We start from the raw sequence: 5,723 nt of genomic DNA on the forward strand, positions 1-5,723 counted from the left end.
CGCCGCTGCGGCGTGTCGCCGCTAGCGTCCGCCCCGTGAGCCCCGCCACCCCGCACCCCGACGTGACGGTCGTCGTCGCCACCCGCGACCGGGCCGAGGACCTGCGTGCCACCCTGCCGCGCCACGAGGGCCCGGTGGTGCTGGTGGACAACGGTTCCCGCGACGGCAGCGTGGAGGTGGTGCGCGCGGAGGCGCGGCGCCGGGAGGAGGAGGGGCTGGCGCCGCTGCGGCTGCTGCAGCCGGGCCGCAACCTGGGCGCCACCGCGCGCAACGTGGGGGTGCGGGCGGCGCGCACCGAGCTGGTCGCCTTCGCCGACGACGACTCCTGGTGGGAGCCGGGGGCGCTGGCGCGGGCCGCGGAGGTCTTCGCGGCGCACCCGCGCCTGGCGCTGCTGGCGGGGCGCACCCTCGTGGGGCCGGCCGAGGAGCTGGACCCGATCTGCGCGGACATGGCCTCGGCGCCGTGGGGGCGCAGCCCGGACCTGCCGGGCCCGGACGTGCTGGGGTTCCTGGCGTGCACGGCGGTCGTGCGCCGCGACGCGTTCTTGTCGGTGGGCGGCTTCGACGACGTCGTCTTCTTCGCCGGGGAGGAGGAGCGCGTCAGCTACGACCTGACCGCGGCCGGGTGGGGCCTGGCGTACGTGGAGGACGTGGTGGCGCACCACCACCCGTCGGTGAGCCGCTCCCCCGCGCACGTGCGCCGGGAGCTGCTGGGGCGCAACTACCTGCTGACGGCGTGGATGCGCCGGCCGCTTCCGGTGGCGGCGGCGCGCACCGCGCGGTGGTTGCTGGAGGGGGGCGAGCACCGCCGCTCGGTGCTGGACGCGGCGCCGCGGCTGCCGCGCGCGCTGCGGGCGCGCCGGCGCCCCTCGGCGGAGGTCGAGCGGCGGCTGCGCCTGGTGAGCGGGGACGCGGCGTGAGCGCCGTGGAGCACGAGCAGGACCGGGAGCGCGGGCCCGTCGGCGGCGCGGCGCCGCTGGGCCCGGTGCCCGAGGGTGCGCCGGACGCGCGCGTGACCGTGGTGGTCATCACGTGGCAGCGGCGCGAGGAGGCGGTGCTGGCGGTGGAGCGGCTGCTGCGCCTGCCGGAGCGCCCGCGGGTGATCGTGCTGGACAACGGCTCCACCGACGGCACGGCGGACGCGCTGCGCCGGCGCCACCCGCGCGGCACCGCCGGCGGGGACCGCCTGGACGTGGTGGTGCTGCCGGAGAACCAGGGCGCGGTGGCCCGCAACACCGGGGTGGCCAGCGCCACCACGCCGTACGTGGCGTTCTGCGACGACGACACCTGGTGGGACCCGGGCTCGCTGGCGCGGGCCGCGGACGTGCTGGACGCGGACGCGCGGGTGGCGGTGCTGACCGCGCGCATCCTCGTGGAGCCGGGCGCGGTGGAGGACGGCATCGTCGCGGAGCTGCGCGACTCGCCGGTGCGGGGGGCCCCGGGCCTGCCGGGCCCGGCGCTGGGCAGCTTCCTGGCGGGGGCGTCGGTGGTGCGCCGCGAGGCGTTCCTGCGGGTGGGCGGCTTCTCCAAGCGGCTGTGGCTGGGCGGGGAGGAGGAGCTGCTGGCCGCGGACCTGGCGGCGGCCGGCTGGGAGCTGTGCTACCTGGAGGACCTGACGGTGCACCACCAGGCCTCGGTGCTGCGCGAGTCGCTGCTGCGCCGCCGGCACGGCGTGCGCAACACGCTGTGGTTCACGTGGTTGCGCCGGCCGGTGCCGGCGGCGCTGCGGCGCACCGGGTTCCTGCTGCGCACGGTGCCGCGCGACCGCACCAGCGCGCTGGGCGTGCTGGACGCGGTGCGCGGGGTGCCGTGGCTGGTGCGCGAGCGGCGGGTGCTGCCCCCGCACGCCGAGGCGCGCTTCGCGGCGCTGGAGGAGGCGCAGCGCGCCTCGACCTCGCGCCACTACGGCTGAGCGCCGTGCGCACCGCGCGGGCGCTCAGCCGCGGCTCGCGCGGCGCGCCAGCAGCAGCCGGCGCCCGAGGTCCAGCAGCGTGCGGCGCAGCACCTCGTCGGGCACGTCGGCGCAGGCGGGGTCGTGCAGGGGCCCGACGAGGCCGGAGAGGAACAGGCTGACGCCGACGCGGGTGGGCGCGTCGGGCTCGGGGCCGGCGAGCACGGCCAGCAGCCGCTGCCCGAGGTCCTGCAGCAGCGGCTGCAGCCGGGACAGGTCGCCGATGGAGGGGTCGCTGGTGACCACGACGTACAGCCGGCGCGCGTCGACGATGACGTCGACCAGGCCGGTGAGCACCGCCTCCACGCGGGCGCGGTGCCCGCGCCGGGTCTCGGCGGCGTCGACGACCCGCTCGATCTGCGCGATGAAGGGCCGGGCCACGCCGAGGACGAGCTCGTCCTTGGTCTTGTAGCGGTAGTACACCGCGGCCTTCGTGACGCCGAGCTCGTCGGCGATCATCTGCAGCGAGGTGCCGCTGACGCCGTGCCGCGCGAAGAGGCGCAGCGCGGCCTCGTGCAGGCGCGCGGGGTCGGTGGCCGACTGCCGCTCCTCGCCGGTCGCGCTGGTCATGCTCCTCCTGGGGACGGGGTCCGGCCCCGCCACTGTATCCGCCCCGGCGGCGCTGCGCGCTTGCCGAGCGGCTAGCCCGGGGCTCGCGCCCGACGGACGATCGACTTGCCGATCGGCTAACCGGTGGATTGCCGCTCGGCAAGGTCAAGGGGTACCGTCGACTAGCCGACCGTCTAGCAGCACGGCCGTCACCGGCGCCGGCGTGCACCCCACCGCCCCACCGAGGAGTCCCCCGATGGCCACCCTGCTGCACCGCCTGGGGAGGTTCAGCTCCCGCCGCCACCGGCTGGTGCTGGCCGTCTGGGCCCTGCTGCTCGCCGTGCTCGGCGCGCTCGCCCTGGGCCTGCCCCGCAGCGCCGCGCCGGACACCAGCTTCTCCATCCCGGGCACGCAGGCCAGCGAGGGCCTGGACGTGGTGGCCGAGGAGTTCTCCGCCGCCGGCGCCGACAGCGCCACCGCCACCGTGGTGTTCCAGGCGCCGGCGGGCGGCACGCTCACCGGCGCCGGCGCCGGGGCGGTGCAGGGCCTGCTGGCCGCCGTGCGCGGGGTCGAGGGGGTCGCCGCGGTGTCCGACCCGCTGGACCCGGCGGCGCCGCGCGTGTCGGCCGACGGCACCATCGCCGCGGCCACCGTCACCTTCGACGGCCCGGTCGGCGACGTCAGCGAGGAGACCGCCGACGCGTTCGCCGCCGCCACGGACCCGGCGGTCGAGGACGGCCTGCCCGGCGCTGGCGGCACGCTGCGCGTGGAGGTCACCTCCCCGCTGTCCACCACCGAGGTCGGGCACACCAGCGAGGCCATCGGCGTGGCCGTCGCCTTCGTCGTGCTGGTGCTCACCTACGGCTCGCTGGCCGCGGCCGGCGCGAACCTGCTGACCGCCGGCGTCGGCGTCGGCGCCGGGATCCTGGGCATCACGGTCCTGGGCAAGCTCGTGCCGCTGTCCACCACCACGCCCGCCCTGGCGGGCATGCTCGGCCTGGCCGTCGGCATCGACTACGCGCTGTTCGTCTTCGCGCGCACCCGCACCCAGCTGCGCGCGGGCGACCCGCTGGAGCAGGCCGTCGCCCGGGCCACCGGCACCGCCGGCACCGCCGTCGTCTTCGCCGGCACCACCGTCGTCATCGCCCTGGTGGGCCTGGTCGTGGTGGACATCCCGTTCCTGACCCAGATGGGCCTGGCCGCCGCCGCCACCGTCGCGATCGCCGTCCTGGTGGCGCTGACCGCCGTGCCGGCGTTCCTGACCGTCCTGGGCCGGCGGGTGCTGCCCGCGCGCGAGCGCGGCCTGGACCCGGCCGGGCTGAGGGCCGCGGCCGCCGAGCGCGCCCGCGAGGAGGCCGCCGGCGCCGACGGGGCCCTGGCCGGGCCGGGCGTGCTGGGCCGCTGGGCGCGCGCGGTCACCCGGCACCCGGTGCTCGCGCTGCTGACCGCCGTGGTCGCCGTCGGCGTCGTGGCCGTCCCGGTCGCCTCGATGCGCACCGCGCTGCCCTCGGCGGAGAACGAGGACCCCGCCAGCTCCTCGCGCCAGGCCTACGACCTGCTCGTGCAGGGCTTCGGCCCGGGCGCGCAGTCCACCCTGGTGGTCGTCGTGGACGGCGTGGACGGCGCCACCGCGCAGGACGTGGCCGCCGCGGCGGCCACCACCGCCCAGCGCGTGCAGGGCCTGGACGGCGTCGTCGCGCTCACCCCGGCGGTCCCCTCCGCCGACGGCGGCGCGCAGCTGATCACGGTGGTGCCCGGCAGCGGCCCCACCGACGAGGCCACCAGCGACCTGGTGCGCGCCCTGCGCGAGGCCACCGCGGACACCGAGGGGGCCCGGGTCCTGGTCACCGGCCAGACCGCCCTGGACATCGACGTCACCGACGCCCTGGACGACGCCCTGCCGGTCTACACCGCGCTCATCGTGGTGCTCGCCCTGGCGCTGCTGGTGGTGCTGTTCCGCTCGATCGCGGTGCCCCTGATGGCCACCGCGGGCTTCCTGCTCTCCCTGGGCGCCTCGCTGGGCTCGGTCGTGGCGATCTACCAGTGGGGCTGGCTCTCGGACGTCTTCCAGGTGGCCCAGCCCGCGCCGCTGCTGAGCTTCATGCCCGTGCTCGTCGTCGGCATCCTCTTCGGGCTGGCGATGGACTACCAGATGTTCCTGGTCTCGGCGATCCACGAGCAGCACGCGCACGGCCTGGCCCCGCAGCGCGCCGTGCTGGCCGGCTTCCGGCGCTCCGCGCCCGTCGTGGTCGCCGCGGCCCTGATCATGAGCGGCGTCTTCATCGGCTTCGCCACCAGCGGCGACGCGGTCATCGGCTCCATCGGCACGGCCCTGACCGTCGGCGTGCTCGTCGACGCCCTCGTGGTCCGCATGGTGATCATGCCGGCGGCGCTGACGCTGCTCGGCGAGCGGGCCTGGTGGATGCCGCGCTGGATGGAGCGCCTCGTGCCCGACGTGGACGCCGAGGGCCCCGGCCAGGGGCCGCGGTCACCGTCACCGACCAGACCGGCCGGCAGGTCGGGCGCACCGGCACCGACGAGCAGGGCCGCTACCGCCTGCCACTGGGGGCCGGCGGCACCTACCTGCTCATCGCCGCCGCCCCGGGCGCCAAGCCCGCCGCGGCCCTGGTGGCGGTGGCCGACGCCCCCGTGCAGCGCGACGTGCAGCTCGCCGGGACCGCCTCGCTCACCGGGTGGGTGCGCACGGCGGGCCGCCCGGCCGCGCCGGCGCACCCCGTGGAGGGCGCCGTGCTGACCCTGCTGGACGTGCGCGGGGAGGTCGTGGCCACCAGCCGCAGCGCGGAGGACGGCTTCTTCCGCTTCCTGGACCTGCCCGGCGGCAGCTACGTGCTCAGCGTCCTCAGCGAGTCGCACCGCCCGCTGGCCGAGCACGTGGAGGTGCCCGACGGCACGGCGGTGTCCCGCGAGGTCGTGGTGAGCAGCGGAGGACGGCTGACGGGCTCGGTCGTGGACGGCGGGGGCCGTCCCGTGCGCGAGGCCGTCGTGGCGCTGACCAACGCCGCCGGCGACGTGGTGGGCACCGCGGCCACGGGCGAGGACGGCGGGTTCTCCTTCGAGGACCTCGGCCCGGGCCCGTACACCCTGACCGCCGCCGGGTACGCCCCCGTGGCCACCGGCGTCGTCGTCCCGGACGCCGGCGGCGAGGTGCGCGCCGACGTGGCCCTGGGCGAGGCGCCGTCCGGGGTGCGCGGCGGGCCGGCGG

At 77.7% G+C, this 5,723-nt stretch carries 4 protein-coding genes and 2 pseudogenes; 5 read left to right on the plus strand and 1 reads right to left on the minus strand.

From position 1 onward, the window contains the following. The first annotated feature begins 35 nt into the window (after nucleotides 1–35). Together GTR00_RS13095 and GTR00_RS25030 are read left to right on the plus strand one after the other, a co-directional pair. Nucleotides 36–920, plus strand: coding sequence for a glycosyltransferase family 2 protein (locus GTR00_RS13095; protein ID WP_166612054.1), 885 nt, complete (start codon nucleotides 36–38; stop codon nucleotides 918–920). 92 nt (nucleotides 921–1,012) lie between these two features. Next, entirely contained in the window at nucleotides 1,013–1,912 is a 900-nt protein-coding gene (locus GTR00_RS25030) for a glycosyltransferase family 2 protein (protein WP_166612057.1), read from the plus strand. 24 nt (nucleotides 1,913–1,936) lie between these two features. On the opposite strand, the gene GTR00_RS13105 is transcribed toward GTR00_RS25030, so the two are convergent. Next, on the minus strand, nucleotides 1,937–2,521 hold the full coding sequence (locus tag GTR00_RS13105) for a TetR/AcrR family transcriptional regulator (protein WP_166612055.1): 585 nt from the start codon (nucleotides 2,519–2,521) through the stop codon (nucleotides 1,937–1,939). A gap of 235 nt (nucleotides 2,522–2,756) precedes the next feature. Here GTR00_RS13105 and GTR00_RS13110 point away from each other — a divergent pair. From GTR00_RS13110 to GTR00_RS13115, 3 genes and pseudogenes are all read left to right on the plus strand, one after another. After that, nucleotides 2,757–4,919, plus strand: a pseudogene (locus GTR00_RS13110) (MMPL family transporter); the annotation flags it as partial. Further along, nucleotides 4,919–5,110: pseudogene (locus tag GTR00_RS26410) on the plus strand (carboxypeptidase regulatory-like domain-containing protein); the annotation flags it as partial. The pseudogenes GTR00_RS13110 and GTR00_RS26410, both read left to right, overlap by 1 nt. A gap of 138 nt (nucleotides 5,111–5,248) precedes the next feature. Continuing rightward, a partial coding sequence (locus GTR00_RS13115) for a carboxypeptidase-like regulatory domain-containing protein (protein ID WP_166612053.1) occupies nucleotides 5,249–5,723 on the plus strand: 475 nt, incomplete at its 3' end.

Origin of the sequence: Kineococcus indalonis (assembly GCF_009906395.1) — a bacterium.
Lineage (GTDB): Bacteria > Actinomycetota > Actinomycetes > Actinomycetales > Kineococcaceae > Kineococcus > Kineococcus indalonis.

Coding starts and splice junctions, on each gene's coding strand:
- GTR00_RS13105 (WP_166612055.1), bottom strand. CDS start 2,521: ATGACCAGCGCGACCGGCGAGGAGCGGCAGTCGGCCACCGACCCCGCG.